6 protein-coding genes are annotated in these 3,822 nt (G+C 73.8%); 2 read left to right on the top strand and 4 right to left on the bottom strand.

Features of this window, described 5'->3' with window-relative positions; genetic code table 11:
* From VGR37_06940 to VGR37_06950, 3 genes are all read right to left on the bottom strand, one after another.
* Positions 1–585 (bottom strand): amidohydrolase family protein (locus VGR37_06940; protein ID HEV2147120.1); only part of this gene is annotated, 585 nt, incomplete at its 3' end.
* Between the two features lie 22 nt (positions 586–607).
* Entirely contained in the window at positions 608–883 is a 276-nt protein-coding gene (locus VGR37_06945) for a DUF4254 domain-containing protein (GenBank protein ID HEV2147121.1), read from the bottom strand.
* Positions 876–1,097, bottom strand: coding sequence for a DUF4254 domain-containing protein (locus tag VGR37_06950; protein ID HEV2147122.1), 222 nt, complete (start codon positions 1,095–1,097; stop codon positions 876–878). Before VGR37_06950 ends, VGR37_06945 begins: the two co-directional genes overlap by 8 nt.
* A gap of 171 nt (positions 1,098–1,268) precedes the next feature.
* Here VGR37_06950 and VGR37_06955 point away from each other — a divergent pair, with 171 nt between their 5' ends.
* Together VGR37_06955 and VGR37_06960 are read left to right on the top strand one after the other, a co-directional pair.
* The gene (locus VGR37_06955) at positions 1,269–2,327 is read left to right on the top strand and encodes a glycosyltransferase family 9 protein (protein ID HEV2147123.1); all 1,059 of its coding nucleotides are present in this window, start codon (positions 1,269–1,271) and stop codon (positions 2,325–2,327) included.
* Positions 2,328–2,356: 29 nt separating this feature from the next.
* Positions 2,357–3,412, top strand: a complete 1,056-nt coding sequence (locus tag VGR37_06960; protein HEV2147124.1) for a glycosyltransferase family 9 protein — start codon at positions 2,357–2,359, stop codon at positions 3,410–3,412.
* On the opposite strand, the gene VGR37_06965 is transcribed toward VGR37_06960, so the two are convergent.
* A partial coding sequence (locus VGR37_06965; GenBank protein ID HEV2147125.1) for a lipopolysaccharide kinase InaA family protein occupies positions 3,373–3,822 on the bottom strand: 450 nt, incomplete at its 5' end. The two genes, VGR37_06960 and VGR37_06965, sit on opposite strands and share 40 nt — an antisense overlap.

Genomic DNA, 3,822 nt, shown 5'->3' on the forward strand with positions numbered 1-3,822 from the left:
CCCCACGTGCCCGTCCACCCGGGTGAGGAAGACCGGGTTGTCCGGGGCGACGCGGTCCAGCAGCTCGCGGCGCGGCCACCCGTCGGGGCCGACCTCCTCGCGCGGGAGGCGGGTGTGGTCCCACCCGCGCCCCACCACCCACTCGCCGGGCTGCGCCGCCGCCACCCCGGCGGCCAGCCTCCGCTCGATCTCCGCCAGCGAGGTGGTGCCCACCAGGTTCACGTTGAGGAGGGAGGCCCCCCCCGACGCGAAGTGGATATGGGCGTCGTTGAAGCCAGGGGTCACCAGCCGCCCGGCGAGCTTCACCACCTGCGTTCCCTCGCCCACCAGGCGCGAAACCTCCTCGTCCGTCCCGGCGGCGATGATCCGGCCGTCGCGCACCGCGACCGCCTGCACGACGGTGTTCGCCTCGTCGGCCAGGAACACGCGGCCGCCGCGGAGCACCATGTCTGCGGCGGCGGGGGCCGGAACGGCGGCAGCGGGAGGCGGAACGGGTGCCACCGCGGCGGGACGGGGGGAGGCGCATGCCGCCAGCCCACAGAGGGCGAGGGCGTGGATGCCGCCGACGAACAGGGTTCTTGTCATGGGGGTCCGGTGAAGCCTGGGGTCAGGATGCGCTCTGCCTGCGATACTGCGGGTCGTTGTACATCTTGAACTGCCGGTAGACCTTCGGGACGACCTTCCCCGAGGCGATGTCGCGGAGGAGGCCCGTGAGCTCCTCCGCCAGGTCGTCGCGCTGCATGCGCAGCACCTCCAGGCGCTCCTCGCACTGCGCGCGGAACTCGGGGGTGGCGTCCTCGCGCTCCGCCTGCTCCTGCATGTGGTAGATCTTCAGCTCGACGATGCTGATCTTGTCGGCGAGCCAGCCCACGGTCTCAGCCATCGCGCCCCGCCTCCTGCGCCTCCCGGACCGTCGCCATGACCGCCTCGTCGATCCGCTCGATGAGGTCGTTGCGGCGCTGGTTGAGCCGGTCGACGCTGCGCTTGGCGGCTGCGACCTGGTGATCGTCGTCCACGCGAGCTTTGTCCTCCTCGTGCCAGAGCTCCACGTTGGTCTGCGCGAGCTGCGCGATCAGCGAGCCGATCGTCTCGTTCATGGTCGTGCACGTTTCATGTGGATCCGCGCCCATCCGGGCGCGGAATTGTAACGCCGATCCGCGCCGGATGCCACGCTCCCCTTCCGCGGGCCCCCCGCGTACCTTTAGGGCTCGCTCCACGGCCCGGCCCACCGGCGCCGCGCGATCGCCCCGACCCGCGAGATCGTCTCGATGTCCATCGTCCTTCCGCCCTCCCCGCGCATCTGCCTGGTGATGATGAGCGCGGTGGGGGACGCGGTGCACGCCCTCCCCGTGGTGACGGCGCTCAAGCGCCACGACCCCTCGTGCCACCTCACCTGGGTCCTGCAGTCCGGACCGGCGTCGCTGGTGCGGGGGCACCCGGCGGTGGACGAGATCGTCACCTTCGAGCGCTCCGGGGGATGGCGGGCGTTCCGCGACGTCCGGCGGAAGCTGGCGGGGCGGCGCTTCGACCTCGTGCTCGACCTGCAGGTGTACTTCAAGGCGAGCGTGGTCACGGCGCTCGCGGACGCGCCGCTGAAGCTCGGGTTCGACCGGGCGCGGGCGCGTGACCTCAACTGGCTGGTGACCAACCGGCGGATCCCCCCGCACGAGCCGCAGCACGTGCAGGACCAGTACTTCGAGTTCCTGCACCACCTGGGGGTCTCGCCGGAGCCGGTAGAGTGGGGGCTGGGTCCGTGGGAGCACGAGCGGGAGCGGCAGCGGGAGCTCCTCGGCGGGATCGGCCGCCCGGTGGCCTCGCTGGTGATCGGGAGCAGCGACCCGGAGCGGGAGTGGCCCGCGGAGCGCTGGGTGGAGCTGTGCGACGCGCTCTACGCGCGGTTCGGGCTCCAGCCGGTGCTGGTGGGGGGGCGCTCCGAGCGGGAGCTGGCGACGGAGCGGCGAATCCTGGAGGACGCCCGCTTTCCGGTGCTCTCCACGCTGGGCGTCTCGCTCCGGGAGCTGGTGGGGGTGCTGGACGGCTCCGCGCTGGTCGTCTCCCTGAACACCGCCCCCCTCCACATGGCGGTCGCGCTGAACCGCCCCGTCATCGGGCTGATGGGGCACTGGAACCCGAAGCGCACCGGCCCCTACCGCCGCTTCCACGACCTCATGGTGGACGCGTACGGCGAGCCGGGGGAGGACTACCCGGTCTCGGTCGAGAAACGCCCGGGGACGATGCGGCGCATCGGCGTCGAGGACGTGCTGGAGAAGGTGGAGCTGTGGCGCGAGCGCTACGCCGCCGACGGGGTCGGGGAGGGAGTCCCTTGAGCGCCGGAGGCCGCGCGCCGGAGGCCATCGTGACATCGCCGGGTCCGCCGCTTCGGCGCGTGGGGATCGTGATGATGAGCACCGTGGGAAACGCGATCCACACCCTCCCGGTGCTCCATTCGATCCGGCGCCACCACCCGGCCGCCCACCTCACCTGGATCATGCAGCCCTCTTCGGCGGCGCTGGTGGCCGGGCACCCCGCGCTGGACGAGGTCGTCACCTTCCAGCGGGCGCGCGGCATCCGCGGGCTCCTGAAGCTCCGGCGGACGCTCGCGGCGCGCCCCTTCGACGTGGTCCTCAACCTCCAGGCCTACCTCAAGGCGGGGGTGGTCGCCGGGATGGCCCGCGCGCCGGTGAAGCTGGGCTACGACCGCGCACGGGCGCGCGACCTGACCTGGCTCTTCTCCACGCACCGGATCCCCCCGCGGCCGCGGGGGCACGTGCAGGACGAGTACCTGGAGTTCGTGGAGGCGCTGGGGATCCCGGCGGTGCGGGAGTGGGGGCTGGGCCCCACGGACGAGGAGCGGGAGCGCTACGCGGGGCTCCTCCCCGCGTCGGAGCGGCGCGTCGCGGCGATGGTGGTGGGCACCACGAAGCCGGAGAAGGAGTGGCCTGCGGAGCGCTACGCGGCGCTGGCGGACCGGCTGGAGGGGATGGGAGCGCGGGCGGTGCTGGTGGGGGGGAGGTCGGCGCGGGAGGAAGCGGCGGCCGGGGAGATCCGGCGCCTGGCCGGGGTCCCCCCGCTGGACCTGAGGGAGTGGGACCTCCGCCGCGTGGTGTACCTGCTGGACCGGGCGGACGTGCTGGTCTCGCCGGACACCGGGCCGCTGCACGTGGGGGTGGCGCTGGGGACGCCGACGGTGTCGCTGATGGGATACACCAACCCGAAGCGCTACGGGCCCTACCGCCGCTTCCACGACCTCATGGTGGACGCGTACGGCGATCCGGGCGAGGACTACCCGGCGGGCGCGGGGCACCGTCCCGGGCGGATGGAGCGGATCACCGTCGAGCAGGTCGCGGAGAAGGTGGAGCGGGCCCTCGTCCGCTATCCTAGGTCGAGCCGGGGCGGCCACCCGGCCCCGTAGCCCTCCCGGAACGCCGCCCACCCCCCGGGGCCGACCGGCGCGCCGAGCTTGCGGACCGAGCGGGCCAGGCGCCGAAGGTCGGCGGCGCGCCTCCGGGGGGACACTGGGCCCGGCGAGACCCGCGCGCGGTCGAAGTCCAGGAGGTGGACGATCGGGCTTATGCCCTCCCCGCCAGTGACCAGCAGGTTGCGGAGGTTGAGGTCCGGGTGCGCCACCCCGGCCCGGTGCATCCGCCCCACCTGCGCCCCGGCCTCCCGGAGCAGGGCGAGCCGGTCGGGCGGGGCGGCCTCCGCGAGCCAGGCGGCGGCGTCGCGGGCGTCCGGGATCCAGAGCGTGGCGAAGTGAGCCGTGTAGCCGATCCCCGCCCGGTGCTCCGCCGCGGCGAGCGGGAGCGGCGTGCGGACCCCGCC

This window comes from Longimicrobiaceae bacterium (genome assembly GCA_035936415.1).
GTDB lineage: Bacteria > Gemmatimonadota > Gemmatimonadetes > Longimicrobiales > Longimicrobiaceae > JAFAYN01.